Raw genomic sequence first — 22,744 nt, forward strand, 5'->3', positions numbered from 1 at the left:
CAAGACACCAAGGTGTGACCTTAACTAACCCGCCTTGTCGAGCGCTCCGTCATCCTCGTGGCCCAGATCCGTCGATACGATACGTCCCTGTTCCGCCAGCTTGCGCGAGGCCGTCATTGCGGCCTCGATGTTTTCATCCTTATAGGCGCGTTCCAGCATTCTTTGAACAAAGCGGGGCCAGCGAATGACATAGTTCATCCGGCGCGGCGCAACGGCTTCGCGTTCCCGTTTCTTCACCATTCCCACGGCCACCTGTGCCACGTCACGGGCAGAAACGGATTGTTTGCCGCCAAGGTTCGGCTCGCCCCAAAGATGCACCATGACTTGATCCACCGGACGAATTTCGTCAGGGTCGGGCACGACAAAGCTGGGGCAGAGCGCGCCTACATCAACGCCCCGGTGCCGCACTTCTTGGCGCATGCAATCCATAAGCGCCCAGACGCCTGCTTTGGTTGCGCAATATTGGCCCTGCAGCGGCGAATGGGCGACTGCAGCGGTTGAACAAACAGACAGGAAATACCCCCGGCTCATCATCAGGTAGGGCAGGGCGACATGGGCGACGCGGTAAGTGCCGGTGAGATTGACGGAAACCATACGTTCCATCGTCGCTGGCGGCGCAGCTTCAACGCTGCCGGTGCCCATGATGCCGGCATTTGACACCACCGCATCGATGCGACCAAACTCCTGTGCTGCGGCTTCAAACGCTGCCTTGACAGAGGTATCGTCGGTCACGTCCATATCCACGGCCATCGTGCGCCCGCCGAGTTCGTTCTTAAGTGCCTGCAACAGTTCAGGTTCAAGACCGGCCAGAACGATATGCGCGCCTTCTGCGTGCATGGCGCGGGCCATCGCACGGCCTACATTGCGGGCCGGACCGGTGATCAGAATGACGCGGTTCTCAAGCGTTGACATTGGCGGTCTCCATGTTCAGGGCGCTTTGCAAAAATGCAATCTGATCGGCGATCGCGGCTTTGAAGGGCGCACCGTGATAAATTTCGAAATGTTCAATCGGATAGTCGATATGTCTTCCCTTGGGCGCGTTAGACGCCGCGGCGCGGGCCGGTTCGGGAGGCGTCACGGCATCCTTGGTTGCGATTTGCACCAGTAATGGGCAGGGAATTTCGGCAGTGGTCGTGCCGGGCCGCCATTTCAGCATCTGCAGAAAGACGCGCGGGGTGATCCGGTTTTCCATGGTAGAGCCTTGATCCTTTTGCCACCAATCGGGCTGAATGGCGTCGGGCGTTGTCATGGCGCAGAGTGTGCCGGGATGGCCTGTTGCGCCGACGTAATAAGGATATTTGCCACGTTTTTCGCGCCAGCGGTCCCGCAGCGCGGCGATGAATAGGCGAAACGCGGTTTTGGGATCGCCCGTGTTTTGGCGTCCGTCGGCAAAGGGCGCTTGGGCGATGGCGGCCGCCACGGGCGCGGTGCGGGCAATATCCATGACGTGACCGCCGGAAAAGGACGACCCCCAAATCGCCACACGCGCGGGATCCACATCGTCGCGGGCGCGGGTCCAGTCAATCACCGCACGCCATTCCTCTTGCTGTCTTGGAATATCCATCCACTGACGGGGCAGGCCACCGGATCTGCCAAAGGTGCGGTAGTCAAACAAAACCACGGTCAATCCGGCTGCGGCGAAATGATCGCCATACCGCAAAAGCGGTTCATGGATCACCCCAGAAAATCCATGCGCCAGAACGATGGCTGGCTGTTTGCCAGATACGTCTTGTGCCCGTTTGACCCAGACATGTACAAGATCGCCGCCAACCTCGATGTCGGTCTCGCAGGTGGCAATCTTTGCCGCCAGATCTCTGGCAGTGGTGTGAGCTTGCGCCATCATGCCTCTCCGTCCTGAGGCTGGGCCGTATTTGTTCGCAGGCCTTGTTGCACAGCGCGGGTGATCGGATATCCAAAGGTCAGAACCATCGCGACAAGAAAGATCGCCAGCGGGATCGGGCCGGTCATCCAGACAAAGGCGGTCAACGTGCCCTCGCTTTGGACAACTTGCCCGGCTTGATGATCAAAGACCGACAACATCATGGCGTTCCAGAAGATCGCCAGCGATCCGGCGATCTTTTGCGCAAAAACAAAGACCGACGACACCAGCCCCTCGCGTTTGGCCCCGTGCGTCTGCGCGTCCATGTCCACGGCGTCAGGCAGCATCGCCCAAGGAAACAGATTGATGGCAGAGATCCCGATGCCAGAGATCGCGGCAGCAATCATAAGCGTGGGCGTCACCCCGTCCCTTGGGATGAAGGGGATCATGGCAAGGAACACGCCATAGACCACGAAACCTGCGATCAAGCCGCGGTGTTTGCCGATCTTGCCGCCGACAAAGGCCCAGAGCGGGAAGGACAGGATCGACAACAGAAAGATCGCCCCCAGGATCGGCCCCTGTGCCGGGCCCGGCACGCCGATCACGCTTTCGAGATAGAACGGCACCATGGATTGCACAATCAACGTGCCCAGCACTGACAAAAGCAAAATCAACACGATGCGGGTATAACCCGGCGTTCGGAAGAGGCTTTTGACCTCAGCCCAAAACGGCTTGCTCGGCAGGGCATCCGCTCCGGTCTTTGCATCGGGAATGGCCCAAAGGAAGGGGACCAATGAGACCGCGCCTACCGCCGCGAACACAGCGGCAACCGTGATCCAAGCTAATGCGGGGGATGCTGCCAGATCAGTGGCCTGCCCAAGTGCCAGCACCAAGCCGGGCGTGACAGCGATGGCGATCAGCACGGCGAGGAAGTTGAACATGAAATTGACCGACAACAGCTTGGTACGGCCATGGTAGGTCGGTTCGAGATCCGGCACCAAGGCCAGGCGCGGGATCGAGATCATGGTAAAGAACAACGAGAAAGTCATGAAACCTAAAGTCGCCAGAACGAATTTGGCGGCTGTGCCGTCGACCAAAACAGGCAGTGCCCAGATCGCAACATAGCTGAGCGCGCCGGGCAACAGGGCCCATTTGATCGCCGGTTTCCGGCCGACAGAATGGCGCATCCGGTCCGACCAACGCCCGATCACCGGATCCATCACCGCATCAAACAGGCGCCCCGTCAGAAAGGCGATACCTGCCAGAAATGGCGGGATCGCCGCGATGTTCACAAAGAAATACAGCAGCCATGAGTTGATCGCGATAAAGGCGAGGCCGACGTTCAATTCGGCTGCGCCATAGGCCATTTTGCGGCCAATCGACAACCCTCCTGCGGATTTGGTCTTGGTCATCTGTTCCCCTCCCAAAGAACCCTCTGACATGAGGTTTAATGATATGCTTATCATTTAATTTGAAATCTCACAAGCGTGTTGGAAATCCCTTTATGCAAGGCCGCCCTGCGATCATAGGATGTGGACGTTCTGCCTGTGGTTCGGCGGGAAAAGCGGATCAGGATTGGGGACAGTTGCCGGTAAATTGATCACCGTCGGGCGTATTTCGGGTGCGACTGCGCCCGTTTTCGGATCGTATTCCGGTTGATGTCATGGGGCAGGGATACCGCTGCGATTCTGCCATTCTGGGCAAGTTTTCTTGGCCGGTCAGTGCCCTGAGTGACGGCCGCGCTTGGACGTCATATTGTGGATATGAACTTTCTCGCCCTTGCGAATGGCAGTCTGTGCGGTGCCAATGGTTTGACCGTATTTGATCACGTCGCTACCGGCCTTGTGATCGCTCAAGCAGACCTTGAAGTAGATTGGAATATCCTCTTTGGCGACCAATGGTTGGTGAGACCCAATGGCAATACTGTCGCCTGTCTTGGCACCGGCCAGCAGTGTTGCAACAGTATCGTCCGGATGTAGGACGATGGCGGGGACGGTCTTTTGCGGGGATGCCTTGCTCAAAGTGCCGCTCCAAATCGGCTGACAACATCATCGCCCTGTTTCAATATTTCGCCCCATGTCATCTGGCCATTGGCCACATCAAGGGTTGCCTCTGCGATCCGTCTTGACCCGGTCGGCAGGGGGGCTGCTGTCTCAATCAAGTCGTCAAGCCGCACGTCGAACTGCTGGAACAGTCGCTGACAACTCACCTTGTTCCCGCAGATCTTGATCGTGGGCATGAGCCCGCTGACAAAGCTGTTCCCCGCACCCGTTGTGAAAAGCGCGATTTGGCACCCGGCAGCGGCCAGGGCCGTTAGGTGTTCGGGCGCATAGTTTGGCGTGTCCATGGCGAACAATCCGCTGCCTTGGGGCGTTTCTGCATAGTCCAGAACGCCCATGATCGGGGTTGATCCGGTCTTTGAAATCCCGCCCAGTGACTTTTCTTCGATGCTGGAAAGCCCTGCGGCGATGTTTGTGGGGCTGGGATTGCTGCCCATCAGGTTGAGACCGGTGGCCATGGCAGAGGCTTCGCGCCCTGCGGGGAGGGTGACAAGCCGATCTGCAATTTCTGCTGACGCGGCCCGCGCTGCCAAGAGATGCTCCGCCCCGATCCATTCAACGACCTCGCCAAAGATGGCTGTGCCGCCCTGTGCAATCAATTGGTCGATAAAAGCCCCGGTGCTGGGATTGGCGATCAGACCTGAACTGGGGTCGGACCGCCCGCATTTCAATCCAACGCGCAGTGCAGAAACCGGCGCGGGTGCGCGGCGCTGGCTGGACAGGTCTTTGGCCAGTTGCGCAGCCATGCGTGTGCCTTTCGCAACAAGATCGACGGGGTCTTGTTCCACCTCGTTCAAGGTCAGGATCTGGACAGTTTGACCTTCTGCCTTGATGGCTTGGGCCAGTGTTTCCGCTTTGGGCTTGTGGTCGCTTATCAGGAGAACGGCGCCATTGTTGGGGTTGCAGGCCAGGCCGACAAGGGCGCGGTAATGTACTTCTCGGTCCTGGCCGATCAATCCGGTCGAATAGGGCATCGTTACGACGTGGCACCCTTGCACTGCTGCGCCGATCTGCCGGGCTGGGGCGGTGGTCAGCCCCGTCACGGACAGCACAAGAACATGGTTGCGGACGCCCACCAAACCATTGGGCCTGTGATATCCATCAAAGTCTTGCAGGGCCGTCATCGCATTTTCCTGACCGGTTTCAGAACCCGTAAAGCTGCGCGGGGTTGGCGCAGAGTATCCGGTTGTAGGTCTCCGGATCCTCATTACACCAATCCAGCAGAAGGTTGAGCAAATGCGTTTCTGACGGGGCGGGGACATCGTTGGTATGCGGCCAGTTTGAGGCCCAAAGCATCCGGCCGGGCGCATGTGCAATCAAGGCACGGGCCTCTGCGGCGACATCTTCAAAATCCGGCCCGCCGCTGCGCGAATTGACATAGGGCGCCGAGATTTTCACCCAGGCCCCGGCGTCCACAAGCGTTAGCAATGTGCGGAACGCATGATGTGTGACTTTGACAGGAGGGAGGAACCTGCCGATATGTGCGATGACAACATCGCAAGGCAAAGCACAAAGTGTCGAAACCAGATCGGGCAGTTCACGCCCGTTGACCTGTATCTCAATGTGCCACCCCAAGGGTGCGATGCGCTGGGCGGTTTGCACCAGCCCGTCGCGGGTAACTGCCCCGCCATCCAGCAAAAAATAGCGCAAGCCGCGTACTCCGCGCTGGTGCAGATCGTGCAGCTGCGCATCGGAGACATCGGGGGAAACCACCGCCACCATACGTGCATTGCCGTCGAACTGCGCCACTGCGCCAAGCTGCACAGAATTGTCTTGCCCGTAATGTGTGGGCTGGACCAGAACCGCCCGGCTGAGCCCCAGCGCCTCTTGCACCTTGGTATATTCGCTGCGCCCGCAAGGTGGGGGCAACGGTTTTTGCGCGCTCTTGGCCCGTTTTACCCCTGCCGCAAAGAAATGGATGTGGGTGTCGCAGGCCCCGGCATCGGGGCGCAGCCGAAGTGTTTCTGTGCAGCGGTTCGTCATGTTTTGCCGCCGCGCCGGGGGATCATTTGCAGGGCCAGCAGAACCCCGGCAGAAAGCACAAAGAAAAGGCTGACAGGCCGGGTCAGCATGGGCAGATAAGACCCGCCAGAGGCCTGCAAGCCGGACCGCAGCTCTGCTTCCAGAATGCTGGCCAGCACAAAGCCGATGACGAAGGGGCCGACAGGCACCTTTGCCCGTTCGAGCAAGACCCCAACGAGGCCAAACCCGATCACCACGTAGACATCAAACATCCGGTTCGACAGACCAAAAGCACCGATGACGCAGAACACAAAGATCGCAGGCATCAGGTAGGCGGTTTTGATCCGCACGATCCGTGCCAATGCCGGCAGCGCAAGAACCATCATGGCGAACATCAAGACATTGGCGATCAGGTAGGCCGCCATCAGGGCCCAGACAAACTCACCGTTGGTTACAAACAAAAGCGGACCGGGCTGGATTTGGTGCAGCACCAATGCCCCCAGAAGGATCGCATCGATGGGGCTTCCGGGAATGCCCATGGTGATCAGCGGAACCAAGGCCCCGCCAACGTTCGAATTGTTGGCCGATTCCGAGGCGACGATGCCTTCTTCGCAGCCGGTGCCGAACTTTTCGGGGGTCTTGGAAAAGCTTCTGGCGGTGCCATAGGCGATCATCGACGCGATGGAGGCGCCAACGCCGGGCAGAACACCGACAAAGGTGCCGATCACAGAAGAGCGGAACATATTGCCGCCGTGGCGACGCAAGTCGCGCAGGCCCGGCAGTTTTGTCTTGTCAAACTTTGCCATGATCGGCGGCGCGCCGCGGGTGGCAGCGGCTGCGGTGTCTCTGATGATTTGGCTCATCACAAAAACACCCAGCAGGACGGGCAATAGGTTGAAGCCGTCCGCCAGCTCATCCACACCAAAGGTCAAACGCAATTGACCATCGCTTTCATTCAGGCCAGGCAGGGCAAAGGCAATGCCAAGCGCGCCGCCGAGCAGGCCTTTTGCCATCGAGCCTTTGGACAACGCGGCGATCAGGACCATCGCCAGCAGCACCATGCTGAAATATTCCCAGGGCCCGAAGGTCAGCGCCAGCTTGGCCAGCGGCGGAGACATGACAACCAGAAAAACACCTGCGATCAATCCACCTACCAAAGAGGCGGTGACGCCAAGACCCAAGGCTCTGCCCGCTTCGCCGCGGGCCGCCATTGGGTGGCCGTCAAATGTGGTCATGACAGCCGACGGCGTTCCGGGCATGCGCAGCAGGGTCGCGCTGACCATTCCGCCGGACACAGCGCCGACATACATGCCAATCATCATCACCAACGCGTCGGTCGCGTTCATCCCGAATGTCAGCGGAATGGTCAGCGAGATAAGCATCCCGCCGCCGAGGCCAGGGATGGCACCAACCACGATACCGCAGCCAACACCGAGGATCAGCCAAAGCACGGTCGGAAATTGCATGACCTGTATGAGGGCAGAAAACAGAGCTTCAGTCATAGTTTACACCGGCAGATCCATGTAAAAGAATTTCGTAAAGATCCACTGGCCGCCAACGCCGAGGATCAAACCAATGATCAGGTTCACGATCAGCACCGACCGTTCAGGCCGGATGATGGCGCCTGCTGCGGGGATGAACAGGAGTGTTGCTAGCCAGAAGGGGACAATCCGGAAATCCAGCACGCCGGTATAAAGCAATGCCAACAGCACAATGCCGGCCCCGTTTGCGGCCCCTTGAAGGGAGGCCTGGCCGGTGGCTTCCGATTGCCGCCGCTGCCGCACATAGGGCATCAGCACAAGCAGTGCCAAACCGGCCAGAACAACAGCCACTGCCTTTGGCACGGCGGCCGATCCCAAAGGATCAAATGTTGGCGGTGGCAGCACCGATGCACCTGCGTATAATCCAGCCGCAATGATGGCGGTAAAGATACAGAGGTGGAGATCGGCGTTGTCCGTCGGGCGGGGTGAGCCGCCCTCAGGCAGGTTTTCGGCTTGCGTGCTCATTTCGACGCTTTGACCGTTTCGACCAGTGGTGCAATTTTGGCGCTAAAGTCGTCAAGCTGGGCATCAAGGGCATCCGGTTCGATGAAGCTGGCCGAAATGCCCAGAGTTTCGAATTCTGCCTGTAGATCTGCGTTGGACATTGCCGCTCGCAGGGCATCGCGCATGACGTTCAACCGGTCTTCGGGCGTCCCTTTGGGCGCGAGCCAGATCCTTGTGTGCTGCGCAGAAACCGGGATGCCGATCTCGGCTGCGGTGGGCACATCAGGCAATGCCGCGCTGCGTTCATTTGCAAGGACGGCGATGGCACGCAGCCCCGAATCCTTGTGTTTGACCAGCTCGTTCACGCCAAAAGTGGCAAAATCATTGTGCCCGCCCAAGACCGCGGCCAGACGCTTGGCCCCGCCGCCGGCCTGGACAAAACGAAACTTTGCTCCGGCTTCCTCGGCCACCAGAAGTGGAAAGAAATGCACGGTCAGTCCGATGTTTGTGGCAGCCGAAAGCGTATCCGGCGCTGATTTGCCGCGCTCCAACAAGTCTTTCAAGGACGCGATGTCGCTGTCCTTGCGCACACCTATGCCAAGACCGACAAAACCCGTCGCGCCGACAATTTCAAAGTCGTTGTGGTCGTAGTCCACCACACCCATGACATTCGAGGTCACGATGCCTTCGTGCCAGAACCCGAATGTATAGCCGTCCGGATCCGCCTTGAGAACTTCGCGGGTGCCGATGGTGCCGCCTGCGCCCTTCATATTCACGATGGCGATGCTTTCGGGCAGCAAGTTGTTGGCTTCAATGGTGCGCTGAACGATACGGGCCGTGGTGTCCATACCGCCGCCAGCACCAGTCGGTACAATCAGCTTGATCGGTTGTTCGGGGTAATCCGCCAAAAGCGGGCTTGCCAATCCTGCGGCCATCGCCGCGGCAAGTGCCAGATACTTCATGATCTCTCCTCCCAGAGGTTAATTCCTGGTTAGCATGACAGGGTTGATGCATAAGCAATAGTTTCAATTTGTCATGCTGGCATGATAGCTTGTCATGGTAGGTAGGCTGGAGGCCGTATGAACATCCAAAGTTTGCGACATTTCGTGACAGTTGCCGAAGAGGGAAGCCTTGGCCGGGCACGGGAAAAACTGAATATCACGCAGACCGGCCTCACCAAGAGTATCCAGCGGCTTGAGACCAGTCTTGGCGGCGCACTGTTCCGCCGGTCGGTTCAGGGCATGACATTGACCCAGGCCGGACGCACCCTGCTGCCCCATGCGCGGCTGGTTCTGGCGCAGTCTGATCGCGCGGTCAGTACCGTGTCCGACCTGATCGAGGGCCGGGATGGCGCAATCGCCATCGGAGCGGCGCCAGAGTGGCTTGAGTTTGGGGTCGAACAGGCGGTTCTTGACTTGCGCCAGAAATACCCCGGCACGCAAATTTTCATCTCGTCGGGGCGCAACACACGGGCCTTGGTCGCCGATTTGCGCGATGGGCGGCTGGATTTGGTGGTCGGGGTGTCACAGATGGAAGATATGGACGACCTGATTTTTGAACCGATCGCATCGAACCGTCAGGGGATCATCCTGGCCAAAGGGCACGAACTGCTGGAGAACGATCCCGTTTCTCTCAAAGATCTGGAGGCCTACCAGTGGGTGTTGCCGGTTCGGAGCACCTTGTTCCGTGCCCGATTGGACAATCTGTTTTTGGAGCAGGGGCTGGCGCCCCCCGTTGCAGAGATAGAGACCAACTTTATGCCGTTTGTGATTTCCTGCGTCGGGCATAGTGGGATGCTTGGCACCGCAACCGACGCGCTGATCGCTGCGCATCCGCGATCCGATGTGACATTTCTGGAAATGGGGTCGATGCTTGAGCGGCCCATGGGCATCATGACACGGGCAGGCGAGCCGGTCACGCGGCCGCAGAGGCGTTTTGTTGATGTGCTCAAGGCGCATGTTGGAAAAGTGTAGCAAGCGCAGGTCTTGGCCCTATTGTCTGCCCGCGCTGTCCCATAGGCAATTCGGCAGGCATGGCATGCCCATTGCGCGATCAGCCAATTCCGCGAATCGAATCCTTGGTGGCTTTCTCAAGACAATCCAAAAGGGCGCAGTTGCTTTCCATCGCGCCGGTTTCATCGCCAGCCGCAATTGCACGCAAGGTGGCGGCGTGATGTTTTGCGGCGATGGAAAAACTGTCGGTGTCCGAAATGGACGCATACCAAAACCGCCGCGAAAGGTTGTGAACAACGGTGATCTGGTTTTTTAGAAACCGGTTGCCCGTGGCTTCGGCCTGAATCTCGTGGATCATCTTGTTGATATCGAGGTAATGCTCAATGTCGTTTTCCTTGATGGCCCGCTCCAACTCATCCGCAAGATGCAACATGGCCTGCTTTTGTTTGGGCTTGGCGCGTTTGGCCGCCAAAGATACCACCAGCTTTTCAAGGGGGCGGCGCATTTCCAGCAGCTCCAGCTGGCCTGTGACATCAGCGGCGGTTACCAGAATTCCACGGCGCGGCAGAACCTCGACAAACCCTTCGAACTTCAGCCGCTGAAGCGCCTCGCGCACGGGCGTTCTGCCGCATCCCAACTCACGGCCAAGTTCGCTTTCTGAGATAAGCTGATGGGTGCCAAGGCGTCCTGTTACGATCATCTTTTGGATCGCGTCATAGGCAATGTCTGTCAGCGATCTGTCGCCCGCTTCGATCACCGCCGGATCTTCAACAATCTCTTTTACCATCAGTCATGCTCCACTTCGGGGCAAATGTAATTGTTGACAAGGTGTATATCAATTGCTTATTAGTCAAATCAACAACTGATATATCAGATGACGATCAGGGGGTGAGATGACTGCGCAAGACCTAAGAGCCAAGCAAAGACTGGATTGCGATTTGGTTGTCGTTGGCGGTGGCGCCGCAGGGGTGACAACCGCAACCATTGCGGCACGCGCCGGTCTGCGGGTCGTCGTGATTGAACGTCACGGCTTTGCCGGCGGCGGGGCAGTGGCCGGTCACTCCGGCACCATTTGCGGGCTCTACGAGGCAACCGACAATCAGTCCAATGCGCCAGTCCTGGCCGTGCATGGATTTGCATCGGAATTTATCAGCCGGATGGAAGAACGCGGCGGACTGGCAGAGCCAGTGCAATACGGAAAAACCTTTACCCGCGTGCATGATCCGATTGTCTGGCGTGAGGTGTCGGATGATCTTTTGACCGAGGCGGGCGTTACAACCATCTATCACGCGGTCGCAACGCGCGTTCTGGCCGAAGGTGAGAAAATCGAAGGTGTCGAGGTTTGGACAAAACAGGGGCCGCTGGAGGTGCGCGCCAAGGTCACTGTGGACGCGTCAGGGGATGCAGATATCGTGGCAATGGCAGGCCTGCCCAACTTTGTCGGAGACAACGGGCGGGTGCAGAACCCGACGATGATCTTTCGGCTTTTGGGTGTCGATGTCGGTGCGTTCAAGGCACGTTATGGCGCGGACACCATTATGCCGCCAGATGTCTCGCAACTGATCATCGATAGCAATGCATCAGGGAAATATACCCTGCCACGGGCCAAGATCTGGCTGTTTCCAACAACCCGCCCGAATGAGCTGCTTTGCAATTGCACGCGGATCATTGGCGAGGATGGTCGCGAGCTGAACCCATTGTTCTGGAAAGACTTTTCAGAGGCGGAAATACAGGGGCGCCGGCAAGCCCGTGAATACGCGCGGTTCTTCAAGGACAATCTCGTGGGATGCGAGCAGTCCTTTGTCAACGACATGGCGGTTCAGGTGGGTGTTCGGCAAACCCGGCAGGTCGAAGGCACGACCAAGCTGACCAATACTGACGTGGTCCTTGGCACAAAATTCAAACATGGGATCGCGCGGTCCCCTTGGCCGATTGAACTGCATTCGGGAATAAAGCCCAAGGTCGAATGGCTGCTGAACGACGTTTATGAAATCCCCTTTGGGTGTTTCGTTCCGCAGGCGGGCGAAAACCTGATGGTCGCTGGCCGGTGCCTGTCGGCAGAGCATGAGGCCGTCGCCTCGGCTCGTGTGACGGCGCAGTGTTTTGGATATGGTCATGCGGTGGGTCACGCGGCGGTGATAGCCGCGCGGGACGGCGTTGCCCCAAGAGATATTCAAGGCGCGGATATCCGCATGATTTTGAACCGTGAAAATGCCCGGCTGGACTAAGACCCGCCTGACTGGAGAACTGCAATGAGCGATCAGATTTTGATAGATCACAAAGACGGCTACGCAATCGTCACAAACAACAAACCGGCCCGCCGCAATGCGCTGGGCACACAAAGCATGGCCGAACTTTATGCCGCGCTGCTGGATCTGGAAAAAGATCCCGAGTGTAAAGCGGTTGTTCTTACCGGTGCAGCACCAGCTTTCTGTGCGGGCAGTGATCTCAAGGAGCTGGGCGGACTTTCGATACCGGACATGTGCGCCCATGAGGCGGAAACCGCACGTATCGCACGACAGATCGGGATGTTGTCCATTCCCGTTGTGGCGGCCGTGGAGGGTTATGCGCTGGGCGGCGGGTTTATCCTGGCGACGTCCTGCGACATCGTTGTCAGTGCGGCCAGCACAAAATGGAACATGCCAGAAGTGCGCAATGGCTGGATCCCGCCTTGGGGTCTGCAAACCTTGGCGGCGCGCACGAGCGCTGCAAACGCCCGGCTTATCACATGGGGTGTTCTGGAGATCGACGGGGCAGAGGCGCTGCGCCTTGGGGTTGCCGATGTGATTGCCCCGGACGGAGAGGCGCTGGTTGCCGCGTGCGGAATTGCAAAGCGGTTGGCCGATTTGCCCGCGAATGCCGTGGCCTCAACCAAGAGGTTCTTTGAAACAACCGCCACGGCTGACGCCGAACGGCAGGATGCAGAGGCCAACCGATTGTTTGGGCTTGATTGCCAAAGCGAGGCGGCGAAGGCCGTTCTGGCCAAGTTTACGGTGGCCCGATGAACAAGATCGTCACAGAAGCCCAAGCCGTTGCGGACATTCCGTCACATGCAACAGTTGCCAGTGCAGGTGTCATCGGCTGGGTCACACCGGACAAGGTGCTCAAGGCATTGGGGGACCGGTTTGCACAAACCGCCGCGCCCCGCGATCTGACATTCTTTTTCCCTTGCGGGACAGGGGATGCGGTTGGCATCAAGGGGATGGATCACGTCGCCCGTGAAGGGCTGATGAAACGCATCGTGTCGGGCAGCTATATCAATCCGGTTGATCCGGCGACCGGGCAGCGACCTGCCTTGATGCGGTTGATCCATGACAACAAGGTCGAAGCTTACAGCTGGCCGATTGGCGCAACCATGCATTGGCTGCGCGAAGTGGCCCGCAAGAGCCCCGGATATATGACCCGCGTTGGTCTGGGAACATATGCCGACCCCCGTCACGGCGGTGGCAAGTTTACCGATAAGGCAACCGAGGATCTGATCCGTGTGATCACCCTCGATGACGAGGAGCTGTTGTTCTACCCCAGTTGGCCCATCGATGTGGCGATCCTGCGGGCGGCCACGGCAGATGAACATGGCAACCTCAGTTGGGAAGATGAGCCGCTGACCACCTCCAACGTCGCATTGGCGCTGGCGGCCAAGGCGTCGGGCGGCAAGGTGATTGCCCAAGTGCGCCGCGTTGTGCCCGTGGGGGATCGTCCCGCCAGCCAGAATCGGCTTCCGGGCGTGTTTGTCGATCAGGTGGTTGTTGATCCCGATATGATGATGACCACTGATGTGCCCTATGATGCGGCCTATTTCGGCGGCGAGCACAAGGATATCTCAACTCTTTCCGCGCCACCGTTTTCGGTGGACCGGATTATTGCCAACCGGATCGCCCCGGAGGTTCGCAAGCACGAGCTGTCAATCTTTGGCTTTGGCGCGGCCACCGATGTGCCTTTGGTCATGGCCGAGAACGGCCAGTTTGATAACGGTGGCATATACGATTATCCCGGCACGACGGAACACGGCGCCTACGGCGGTATCGTGATGCCCGGCTGGCAGTTTTCGGCCAATATCAACCCTGATGCATTGCTTGATGGGGTCACGCAGTTTGACGTGATCGATGGGGGATTGTGCAAATTCACTGCGCTGAGTTTTGCGGAATATGACGCTTCCGGCGTTGTGAACGTGTCGAAATTTGGCAAGGCCAATCCGGGTGCTGGTGGGTTTATCGACATCGCGCAGAATGCCGAACGCCTTATTTTTGCAGGTACTTTCACAACCGGTGGATTGCGTGCCGATGTGGTCGCTGGCAAGCTGGTGATCGAACGGGAGGGGAAAGTGCGGAAGTTTGTCAAAGAAGCCGCCTCCATCACCTACCGGGTTCAACACGGTGTATCCGAACGAAACCAGGATGCGTTGATCGTCACTGAACGGGCTGTTTTCAGATGCGCAGCGGATGGTCTTGAGCTGATCGAAATTGCGCCTGGCATTGATCTTCAAACGCAGGTTCTTGACCTGATGGATTTTGCACCGGTCAGAATAGCGGAGCCGCTGGCCCTGATGGATGCGGCCCATTTCTTGAAACCAGATCGGGAAGAGGAGCGCGTGAGCACATGATTGCCCAAGACATCCCAAAAGAGGCGTTGAACCTTCTTCGTACCGGCGTGGCCATTCCGGCCCATCCGTTACTGTTGGACAATGACCGCAAGTTGGACACCACCCGCCAACAGGCCGTCACGCGGTATTATTTGGATGCCGGGGCAGGCGGCATTGCCGTGGGCGTTCACACAACCCAATTCGCCATCCGCGACGTCGGACTTTATGAGCCGGTCTTGCGCCTCGCAGCCGAGACAGCGCTTGACTGGACGGACGACGCGCGGCTTCTCATTGCGGGGGTGACGGGCAAAACGGCACAGGCTGCCCAAGAGGCGCAGGTCGCCCGTGGGCTGGGGTACCACGCGGCACTCTTGAACCTTGCCCACCTCAACGGCGTGCCGGAGGCGGAGATTCTTGAGCATTGCCGGACCGTTGCAAAGGAAATGCCGGTCATCGGATTTGCCCTTTTGCCTTCGGTGGGGGGCTTCCATCTGTCCTATGAGTTCTGGAAGGCCTTTGCGCAGATTGAAAACGTCATCGCGATCAAGATGGCCCCGTTTGATCGGTACCGGACGATTGATATTGTCCGCGCGGTCTATGATGCCGGCGCCGAAGATCGGATCACGCTCTACACCGGCAATGACGATCATATCATTCTGGATCTGATCCAGCCTTTCGTTGTGCGCTCTGAGGATGGCAAACAAGAACGCCGGGCCCGCATTCGCGGCGGGCTTCTGGGCCATTGGAGCGTTTGGGTCGAGAAATCCGCCAAGATGCTGCGCCGCATTCAGGCGGTTCCGGATGGCGCGGATATGCCCGAAGATCTGCTGGCCCTCGATAGCATGGTAACAGATTGTAATCTGGCGATTTATGACGCGCTGAACGATCTCAAGGGCTGCATCCCCGGTTGTCTCGAAGTGTTGCGCCGGCAGGGGCTGGCAGAGAACACATTGTGCCTCAATCCGGACGAAACCCTAAGCCCCGGTCAACTTGAACAAATTGACCGCGTTTACCGGATGTATCCGGAAATGAACGACGACATCTTTGTAAAAATCAATCTTGAACGCTGGCTGAGCGGTGACCAAAACGCGCACCCGCTTGTGACCTGAACGACCCCAAGGGGAGGAACCCAAATGACAACTACAATTGAAACCCTGAACCCGAGCTTGTTTCCCGAAGCGTTTCGCGATGTCGAACACCTTGAAGATTTCATGTCGATCCCGACACAGGAGGTCGTTGATGATCTGAACAGTCTGGACGGCGACATCATGATCTTGGGCGTCGGCGGAAAGATCGGCGTGACAATGGCCCGCATGGCCAAAAAGGCCTGCCCGGACAAGCGCGTGATCGGTGTCTCGCGGTTTTCCGAAGAAGGCGTGCAAGAGCGGCTGAATGCATGGGGCATTGAGACGATCCCGTGTGATCTGCTGGATCGGGATGCTGTGAACGCGCTGCCGAAGATCAAAAACGTGATCTACATGGCGGGGCTCAAGTTCGATTTCCGGGGCCGCGAAGATTTCCTCTGGGCAATGAACACAATCGCGCCGCAGATCACGGCCGAAGCTTTCAAAGACAGCCGGCTCGTCACTTTTTCGACCATTCACGTCTATCCATGGTCGAACCCTCTGCATGGCGGAGTAACGGAACAGGATCTGCCCTTGGCCCGGCCCGGCGAATACGCAAACTCTGTCGTCGGCCGTGAACGGACATTCGAGTATTTCTCCAAGCTGCACGGGACGCCCGGCCGCGCCATGCGCTTTGTCTATGCGATCGACCCCCGGTATGGCGTGATGCAGGAAATCGCGAGCTGGGTGAAAGACGGAAAAGATATTCCGCTGGACACGGGCCACGTCAATATCATGTGGCAGGGCGATGCAAATGCGCAATTCCTCCGCATGTTGGCAAACACCACCGTTCCAACCAGCCCGATCAACGTTGGTGGCCCAGAAACTGTATCGGTACGCTACCTCGCCAACCGGTTTGGCCAGGAGTTCGGGATCGAGCCGCGGTTCACCGGCCAGGAGCAGGACAATTGTTTGCTGGTCAACTGTGACAAGGCCAACGGCATTCTGGGCAATCCGGTTGTCCCGATGGATCCGATGATCAAATGGGTCGCTGACTGGGTCAAGACAGGCAAACCCGTTCATGGCAAACCGTCAAAATTCGAAGTGCGATCAGGCGAATTTTGATCGGACCAGCAACGCACTTTGAACAAGGAGGGACGCAACATGTCCGCTCGTGGATACTTATACGCAATTGCGGCGCATATCGGGTTCGTCCTGTTGTGGCAGCTCGCTGTCATCGTCGCAGATGTACCCAGCTACATCTTGCCATCACCGCTCGAGACCATCGCGGAAATCACGGACAGTTCTTATAACTGGTGGACCCATACATGGGTCACCACGTTGGAGATCTTTGGCGGTTATGCCATGGCTGTGATCGTGGGGGTGGCGCTGGCGGTTTTGTTCGTCTGGGTGCCGCCGCTGAACGCATCGCTGATGCCGCTGCTGGTGACTTTGAACATGGTGCCCAAAGTCGCGATGGCGCCGTTGTTCATCATCTGGTTCAGCTACGGCATTGTTCCCAATATGATAATTGCATTCACAATCTGCTTCTTCCCGATTGTTCTGACGACCTATCGCGGGTTGGTCGAGGTGGAGCCGGATCTTATCAACCTGGTCAAGGCGCTCAAGGCGAACCGCTGGCAGATCTTCATCAAGATCCAATTGCCTGGATCTCTCCCCTATCTGTTCTCCGGGATGAAGGTTGCCGCAATCCTCGCTGTGGCAGGCGCAATCGTGGGCGAATTCATCGCCTCCGAAGAGGGTTTGGGGAACTTTCTGCTGATCCAGCAGAACGCGCTCAACACCTCGGCAATGATGATGGCGCTGCTGCTGATCACGGCGATTGGCATGGCCCTCTACGGCTTTGTCATCGCGCTCGAATACATCTTCATCACACGTAAGGGAATTCAGACATGAGCAAGATCGATCCTCAGCCCTTCGTCAAGCTGGACGGCGTTAAGAAAGTCTTCAAGGTTGGCGACAAAGAGTTCCTTGCTGTGCAGGATGTCTCCTTTGAAGTGAAAGAGGGGGAATTGGTGTCGATTGTCGGGCCGTCAGGCTGTGGTAAATCGACCATTCTCAGCATCCTGTCCGAACTGCATCCCGCCACCGAAGGCACCGTACAAATCGGCAATGACCTGTCCCCGTTTACGCCGGGCAAAGACATCGGCATGGTGTTCCAAAAGGCGCTTTTACTGAAATGGCGCACGATCATCGACAACGTCATGCTGCCGGCCGAAATCCTTGGACTTCCGCAAAAAGAAAGCCGGGAGCGGGCAAAAGACCTGATTGAGATGGTCGGCCTTGGCGACTTTGCCGATGCGTTTCCGCAGCAACTCTCAGGCGGCATGCAACAGCGGGCGTCGATTGCCCGCGCCCTTGTGCATGACCCGCGCCTGATTTTGATGGATGAGCCTTTTGGCGCATTGGACGCGCTGACCCGAGAGAGGATGAACCTCGAACTGCTTCGGATCTGGAAAGAAAGCAAAAAGACCATCTTGTTTGTCACCCACGGCATTCAAGAGGCCGTGTTTCTGGGCAGCCAGGTGGCCGTGATGACTTCCGGTCCGGCACGCATGGCCGCGCATTTCGATATCGACTTGCCAGAACCCCGAACACTCGACGTCAAAACAACCGAAAAATTTGGCGAATACACCAAGCAAATCTATCGCCTGCTTGGATTGGACTGAACCAGAACCACGAAAATTCTCTAAGGGAGGAAACCATGAGAAACATAGCGAAACTGCTGGGCGCAAGCGCCCTGGCATGCACCACCTCAGCCGCAGCACAGGCCGAAGAATTGAGCCTGCAATTGAACTGGAAAGCCGGCGGCGATCACGCACCGATCTATTACGCCTTGCAACAGGGTTGGTACACCGACGCGGGTGTGGATCTTGAAGTACGGCAAGGCTCCGGCTCCGGTGCGGCGGCCAAAGCGCTGGATGTTGGGCAGGCAGAACTGGCCATCATCGACACGCCAACGGCGCTTCAGTTCCTGGGCAAAGGCAGCAAGATGAAAGGCATCTTTGTCGCCTACAATGACAACGCGGCTGGCCTCTATTGGAAAAAAAGCTCTGGCATCTCGAGTGTTCAGGATCTGAAGGGCAAGAAGATCGGCGCGCCTGCCTTTGACGCGGCCCGCCAGATGTGGGTTCCGATTTCTCAGGCGATTGGACTCGATCCCGATGATGTCACTTGGGTGAATTTGCAGCCCACGGCCAAGGTGGCGGCATTGCAGTCAGGCTCCATTGACGCGACGACGCATTTCTATTCCGTGCACTTCATCTACGAAGACATCTTTGGTGATGATCTGGGCTATGCGCTTTTGCGCGATGAGGGCATGAACAACTACAGCCTTGCCTATTGGGCCAGTGATGACACGCTTGAAACCAAAAAGGATGCGGTAAAAGCGATGGTCAACGTGACGCAAAAGGCATTCTCCTTCTGCCTGGAAACTCCAGCACCCTGCGCCGCTGCCTTGTCCGAAGCGGTCAGCCTGAAGTTGTCAGATGCGGAACGCCAGTTGGAATATGCGTCGCGGGTCATGCCCGGTGTCGGCAACACGTTGTCCGTCGGAGAATGGAGCGGTGACCGCCTCGCGCAGGACTACAAGGTGGTTCAACAGGCCTATGGTCTTGATGATCTGGATACATCAACGGTGTTTACCAATGAATTCATCGATACATCAGTGACCTACCCAAAGTAATCGATCCGAAACAACCGCCCCTTTGGCCGAAATGCCGAAGGGGCAAATATAAGTGCGTCCATGTCTGAATTTCAGTTTACCGTCGACGAAGTCATTCAACTCGAGCGGCCGGTGACATTCCGAATGCCGTTTCGGTACGGTGTTGTCACCTTAACATCAGCACCAGAAGCCTATGTCGCGGTCCGCATTACAACCCGTGATCAGAAGTCTCATTGGGGCATCGCCGCCGACCTTCTGGCGCCCAAATGGTTCGACAAATCACCTGAATTGACCAACCAGGACAACTTCGAACAACTGCGCCGTTCCATAGCAATTGCCGCCAGCCATTATGTTGACGGGCGGCGGTACGCCAGTGCATTTGGCCATCACAGCGCTGCGGAAACCATACATCACGAAGAATGCGCCGAACAAGAATTGCCGGGTCTTGTTGCGGGGTTTGGTTTGGCCCAAATCGACCGGGCCATTCTAGATGCATGTTGCCGCGCTTGGGGTGTGTCCTTTGCCGCGGCGATTGCGCAGAATCTTCCGGGCATCACAAGTGACACAGCGCATGATTTGACGGGTTTTGACCTGCCGTCCTTCCTTGCATCGTTGCGTCCTGCGGACACAATGACAGTGCGGCATACTGTCGGCCTTACAGATGTGATCGAGGCGCAAGGCAAGGCCGCCGATGGGCCGAATGACGGATTGCCGCAAACCCTGCGCGAAAATTGCGAGGCTTACGGGCTGCGTGCATTCAAGCTAAAGCTGTCGGGTGATGCGGCTGCAGACATTGATCGTCTGAGCCGGATTGCCGGGGTACTGGATGACTTGCATGGCGGTTATTTTTGCACACTTGATGGCAATGAACAGTTTCTAACACCCGACGCCTTTGCGGCGTTTTGGGAGAACGCAAAAGCCCAACCACAACTGGGCCGTCTGACAAACGCAGTGAGAATTGTGGAACAGCCCATCGCAAGGGCGAACGCACTTTCGGTGCCTTTGGGGCAGGTCGGCGCGGATCTACCCTGCGAAATCGACGAATCCGATGCAAGCATGACCGCATTTTTTGCTGCGCAAGCTTTGGGTTATCGCGGTGTATCCAGCAAATCCTGCAAGGGGGTATACCGGTCCCTTTTGAACCGTGCGCGGGTGGCCAAATGGAATGCTGAAGATCCGTTGGGCGGGTTCTTCTTGTCCGCCGAGGATCTGTCCACCCAGGCCGGGATCGCCTTGCAGCAAGACGTGGTCTTGGCCAACCTCATTGGATGCACGCACATAGAGCGCAACGGCCATCAATACGGTGACGGGCTTGCAGGTGCCCCGCAAAGCTGGCGCTCGGCGCTGCTGGATCAACACGGGGATCTTTATCGCGCCGGGGACGGGCGGGTGGATCTGAAAATCCAGCAAGGTCAGCTTTCGACACGGTCCATCAACTCCAGCGGCTATGGGACAAGTCTGCCCTTGTCGCTATTGCTGGACGCGTTTGAAACCGTCCAGCATGTCCGTTAGCCAGTGATGGATGCAAGCTTGAGGCCTCTTGAACCGTCCTGCACGGCCCATGATCCTCATATTGCACTTGACCCCCATAACCCTTTGAAATAATCACCAACCTGTCCGAGCGGGCGTTGTGTAATGGTTAAGACCTCAGTTTTCCAAACTGAAGATGAGGGTTCGATTCCCTCCGCCCGCTCCAACATTTCCCATCATTTGAATTTGCACGCCGCGACAGTAGGGCGCTTGACCCTGCCGTTGGCTCAGGCCATGACCGGTGCATCATCACAAAGGATGTTCCATGGCCCGGCGCACGACCCTCAACACCCCGCCACCGGTTCCGGCTGGCACTGCCAACGCTGAACGGGAGAAATCCCGCAAGTTGGGGGCGCTGCGGGCGTTGATGCCGTTCATGTGGCCCTACCGCGCGTTGATGATCGCTGCTGTTCTTGCGCTGATCTCGACGGCGGTGATCTCGCTGACCTTGCCATTGGCGGTGCGCCGCGTGGTGGACAATTTCGGCACCAGTGAGCCTGAGCTTCTCGATCAGTACTTTCTCGCGGCTTTGGTGATTGCAGGGCTTCTGGCGGTTGGAACGGGTCTGCGCTATGCGCTTGTCACTCGCTTGGGCGAACGGGTTGTGGCCGACATTCGCAAGGCAGTTTTTGATCGCGTGATCGGGATGAGCCCGGCGTTTTACGAAAACATCATGACCGGTGAAGTGCTGAGCCGGATTACGACGGACACCACGCTGATCTTGTCGGTGATCGGATCGTCGGTCTCAATTGCGCTGCGTAACCTTTTGATTTTCCTAGGTGGCCTTGTTCTGATGCTGCTGACATCTGCCAAGCTGACGGGGCTTGTCCTGTTGATCGTGCCTGCTGTTGTGATCCCGATTCTGACTCTGGGCCGCAGGCTGCGCGTGATGAGCCGCGAAAACCAGGATTGGATTGCGGCGTCCTCAGGCAATGCATCGGAAAGCCTTACTGCCGTGCAGACAGTGCAGGCCTTCACCCATGAAATGGCCAGCCGAGGTCAGTTTGCGCAGATGACCGAGGCGTCTTTTGATGCAGCGCGGCGGCGGATCAAGACCCGCGCGGCGATGACAGTTATTGTGATTTTCCTGGTGTTCTCGGGCGTGGTTGGTGTGCTTTGGATCGGGGCGCGGGATGTGCGGGCAGACCAGATGTCAGCAGGCGCTTTGGTGCAGTTTGTGATTTATGCGGTGATGGTCGCCGGCGCGGTTGCGGCACTGTCAGAAATCTGGGGCGAATTGCAGCGCGCAGCAGGGGCCACAGAGCGGCTTGTCGAGTTGCTGCAAACCGAAGACGCGGTGCAAGATCCGGCCAATGCCGCGACATTGGCACAGCCGGTCAAGGGGTTGATCGCGTTTGAAGATGTGCATTTTTCCTATCCGGCAAGGCCCGATGTTGTTGCACTGGATGGTGTGACGCTGACCATCACGCCGGGTGAAACCGTTGCCTTTGTCGGACCGTCGGGCGCGGGCAAGACCACGATCATCCAGCTTATTCAACGGTTCTATGACCCGGCGTCCGGGCGCATCACTCTGGACGGCGCCGATCTGCGCACATTGGCGCGGGACGATTTCCGCCGGTCGATTGCTCTGGTGCCGCAGGATCCGGTCATTTTTGCGGCCAGTGCCGCTGAAAACATCCGCTTTGGCCGCCCTGATGCCTCGGATGCCGATGTGCAGGAGGCAGCACGCGCCGCCGCCGCCCATGCGTTCATCAGCGCCTTGCCGGAGGGCTATGACAGCTACCTTGGCGAGCGGGGCGTGATGCTGTCTGGCGGTCAAAAACAGCGGATCGCGATTGCCCGTGCCATCTTGCGGGATGCCCCGGTGCTGCTGCTGGACGAGGCAACTTCGGCTCTGGATGCAGAAAGCGAACGCGCTGTCCAACTGGCGGTGGACAAGCTGAGCGCGGACCGCACCACATTGATCGTGGCCCACCGATTGGCGACTGTGAAAAAGGCCGAGCGGATTGTCGTTTTGGAGGCGGGCCGGATCGTCGCGACCGGAACTCATGACGAACTGGTCGCCAAAGGCGGGCTTTACGCGCGGCTGGCACGGTTGCAGTTTACAGACGGGATGGCAGCAGAGTAGCCTGAACGGGATCTGTTCC

At 57.9% G+C, this 22,744-nt stretch carries 21 protein-coding genes and 1 tRNA gene; 12 read left to right on the forward strand and 10 right to left on the reverse strand.

Annotated features, from left to right (window positions below; translation table 11 throughout):
• Positions 1 to 24: 24 nt before the first annotated feature.
• The 9 genes from K3754_RS05945 to K3754_RS05985 form a co-directional block, all read right to left on the reverse strand.
• Complete coding sequence (locus K3754_RS05945) at positions 25 to 912, reverse strand: SDR family oxidoreductase (protein ID WP_259941903.1); 888 nt, start codon at positions 910 to 912, stop codon at positions 25 to 27.
• Complete coding sequence (locus K3754_RS05950; protein WP_259941905.1) at positions 899 to 1,843, reverse strand: alpha/beta hydrolase; 945 nt, start codon at positions 1,841 to 1,843, stop codon at positions 899 to 901. The genes K3754_RS05945 and K3754_RS05950 overlap by 14 nt, the downstream gene beginning before the upstream one ends.
• A complete protein-coding gene (locus K3754_RS05955) occupies positions 1,840 to 3,231 on the reverse strand; it encodes an MFS transporter (protein WP_259941907.1) in 1,392 nt (463 codons plus the stop codon). Before K3754_RS05955 ends, K3754_RS05950 begins: the two co-directional genes overlap by 4 nt.
• Positions 3,232 to 3,537: 306 nt before the next feature.
• A complete protein-coding gene (locus tag K3754_RS05960; RefSeq protein WP_259941908.1) occupies positions 3,538 to 3,840 on the reverse strand; it encodes a UxaA family hydrolase in 303 nt (100 codons plus the stop codon).
• Entirely contained in the window at positions 3,837 to 5,003 is a 1,167-nt protein-coding gene (locus K3754_RS05965) for a UxaA family hydrolase (protein ID WP_259941910.1), read from the reverse strand. The genes K3754_RS05960 and K3754_RS05965 overlap by 4 nt, the downstream gene beginning before the upstream one ends.
• 19 nt (positions 5,004 to 5,022) lie before the next feature.
• The gene (locus K3754_RS05970) at positions 5,023 to 5,862 is read right to left on the reverse strand and encodes an amidohydrolase (RefSeq protein WP_259941913.1); all 840 of its coding nucleotides are present in this window, start codon (positions 5,860 to 5,862) and stop codon (positions 5,023 to 5,025) included.
• The gene (locus K3754_RS05975) at positions 5,859 to 7,307 is read right to left on the reverse strand and encodes a tripartite tricarboxylate transporter permease (RefSeq protein WP_259941915.1); all 1,449 of its coding nucleotides are present in this window, start codon (positions 7,305 to 7,307) and stop codon (positions 5,859 to 5,861) included. The genes K3754_RS05970 and K3754_RS05975 overlap by 4 nt, the downstream gene beginning before the upstream one ends.
• 39 nt (positions 7,308 to 7,346) lie before the next feature.
• Positions 7,347 to 7,847: a tripartite tricarboxylate transporter TctB family protein gene (locus K3754_RS05980; protein ID WP_259941919.1), complete on the reverse strand. Its 501-nt coding sequence runs from the start codon at positions 7,845 to 7,847 to the stop codon at positions 7,347 to 7,349.
• Entirely contained in the window at positions 7,844 to 8,788 is a 945-nt protein-coding gene (locus K3754_RS05985; protein WP_203211885.1) for a tripartite tricarboxylate transporter substrate binding protein, read from the reverse strand. The genes K3754_RS05980 and K3754_RS05985 overlap by 4 nt, the downstream gene beginning before the upstream one ends.
• A 117-nt stretch (positions 8,789 to 8,905) precedes the next feature.
• Here K3754_RS05985 and K3754_RS05990 point away from each other — a divergent pair, with 117 nt between their 5' ends.
• Positions 8,906 to 9,799, forward strand: a complete 894-nt coding sequence (locus K3754_RS05990; RefSeq protein WP_203211884.1) for a LysR family transcriptional regulator — start codon at positions 8,906 to 8,908, stop codon at positions 9,797 to 9,799.
• A 79-nt stretch (positions 9,800 to 9,878) separates the two neighbouring features.
• Here K3754_RS05990 and K3754_RS05995 read toward each other — a convergent pair whose 3' ends face one another.
• Positions 9,879 to 10,565 (reverse strand): GntR family transcriptional regulator, encoded by a 687-nt coding sequence (locus K3754_RS05995; RefSeq protein WP_203211883.1) that lies wholly within the window; start codon positions 10,563 to 10,565, stop codon positions 9,879 to 9,881.
• A 106-nt stretch (positions 10,566 to 10,671) separates the two neighbouring features.
• Here K3754_RS05995 and K3754_RS06000 point away from each other — a divergent pair, with 106 nt between their 5' ends.
• The 11 genes from K3754_RS06000 (at position 10,672) to K3754_RS06050 (ending at position 22,725) form a co-directional block, all read left to right on the forward strand.
• A complete protein-coding gene (locus tag K3754_RS06000) occupies positions 10,672 to 12,006 on the forward strand; it encodes an FAD-dependent oxidoreductase (RefSeq protein WP_259941925.1) in 1,335 nt (444 codons plus the stop codon).
• Positions 12,007 to 12,030: 24 nt separating this feature from the next.
• Positions 12,031 to 12,783, forward strand: a complete 753-nt coding sequence (locus tag K3754_RS06005; RefSeq protein WP_259941928.1) for an enoyl-CoA hydratase/isomerase family protein — start codon at positions 12,031 to 12,033, stop codon at positions 12,781 to 12,783.
• Entirely contained in the window at positions 12,780 to 14,378 is a 1,599-nt protein-coding gene (locus K3754_RS06010; RefSeq protein ID WP_203211880.1) for an acyl CoA:acetate/3-ketoacid CoA transferase, read from the forward strand. The genes K3754_RS06005 and K3754_RS06010 overlap by 4 nt, the downstream gene beginning before the upstream one ends.
• Positions 14,375 to 15,466, forward strand: coding sequence for a dihydrodipicolinate synthase family protein (locus K3754_RS06015; protein WP_259941932.1), 1,092 nt, complete (start codon positions 14,375 to 14,377; stop codon positions 15,464 to 15,466). Before K3754_RS06010 ends, K3754_RS06015 begins: the two co-directional genes overlap by 4 nt.
• A 24-nt stretch (positions 15,467 to 15,490) precedes the next feature.
• Positions 15,491 to 16,546: an NAD(P)-dependent oxidoreductase gene (locus tag K3754_RS06020; RefSeq protein ID WP_203211878.1), complete on the forward strand. Its 1,056-nt coding sequence runs from the start codon at positions 15,491 to 15,493 to the stop codon at positions 16,544 to 16,546.
• 39 nt (positions 16,547 to 16,585) lie between these two features.
• Positions 16,586 to 17,338, forward strand: a complete 753-nt coding sequence (locus tag K3754_RS06025; RefSeq protein WP_203211877.1) for an ABC transporter permease — start codon at positions 16,586 to 16,588, stop codon at positions 17,336 to 17,338.
• Positions 17,335 to 18,111 carry an ABC transporter ATP-binding protein gene (locus K3754_RS06030; protein ID WP_203211876.1) on the forward strand — a complete coding sequence of 259 codons (777 nt, stop codon included), beginning with the start codon at positions 17,335 to 17,337 and terminating at the stop codon, positions 18,109 to 18,111. The genes K3754_RS06025 and K3754_RS06030 overlap by 4 nt, the downstream gene beginning before the upstream one ends.
• Positions 18,112 to 18,146: 35 nt before the next feature.
• Positions 18,147 to 19,127 carry an ABC transporter substrate-binding protein gene (locus K3754_RS06035; RefSeq protein ID WP_203211875.1) on the forward strand — a complete coding sequence of 327 codons (981 nt, stop codon included), beginning with the start codon at positions 18,147 to 18,149 and terminating at the stop codon, positions 19,125 to 19,127.
• A gap of 60 nt (positions 19,128 to 19,187) precedes the next feature.
• Entirely contained in the window at positions 19,188 to 20,618 is a 1,431-nt protein-coding gene (locus K3754_RS06040) for a mandelate racemase (RefSeq protein WP_259941938.1), read from the forward strand.
• A gap of 109 nt (positions 20,619 to 20,727) precedes the next feature.
• A tRNA-Gly gene (locus tag K3754_RS06045) sits at positions 20,728 to 20,802 on the forward strand.
• 99 nt (positions 20,803 to 20,901) lie between these two features.
• Positions 20,902 to 22,725 (forward strand): ABC transporter transmembrane domain-containing protein, encoded by a 1,824-nt coding sequence (locus K3754_RS06050; RefSeq protein WP_259941941.1) that lies wholly within the window; start codon positions 20,902 to 20,904, stop codon positions 22,723 to 22,725.
• The last annotated feature ends 19 nt before the right edge of the window (positions 22,726 to 22,744 follow it).

The organism is Sulfitobacter sp. M368, assembly GCF_025141875.1.
GTDB lineage: Bacteria > Pseudomonadota > Alphaproteobacteria > Rhodobacterales > Rhodobacteraceae > Sulfitobacter > Sulfitobacter mediterraneus_A.